Origin of the sequence: Zoogloea sp. LCSB751 (genome assembly GCF_002028455.1) — a bacterium.
Taxonomy (GTDB): Bacteria; Pseudomonadota; Gammaproteobacteria; order Burkholderiales; family Rhodocyclaceae; genus Zoogloea.
In genome coordinates this window covers 1-261 of sequence record NZ_MWUM01000305.1, presented here as the reverse complement: position 1 = coordinate 261, position 261 = coordinate 1, and the positions used below count along the sequence as shown (strand labels likewise).

General features: G+C 55.2%; 1 protein-coding gene. It reads left to right on the top strand.

The features are described from left to right. On the top strand, positions 1 to 261 hold a 261-nt coding region (locus B4920_RS29660; RefSeq protein ID WP_161493396.1), incomplete at both ends, for a hypothetical protein.

Here is a 261-nt window from a genome sequence, read left to right as displayed (position 1 = left end):
AAACAATACTCACTGACTCGGGCTCAATCACCTACGAACGCCAGCGGGAAATAGACTCCAAGCAGATGGCGATCATGCGAGAGGGGGTACGTCAGTTTGAAAAAAGCAAAAACGTCACCCCCGTCAATACCGAGCCCCAGCAAGCGATAATCAACCGCGACACGGCCACCCATCTCACCGCTATCGCCAGCACAAAGGCCAATAGCCCGGTGGCAACCCACAAACATATCCAGCAACAACCCATTGAGCGGCCTGCCCCTC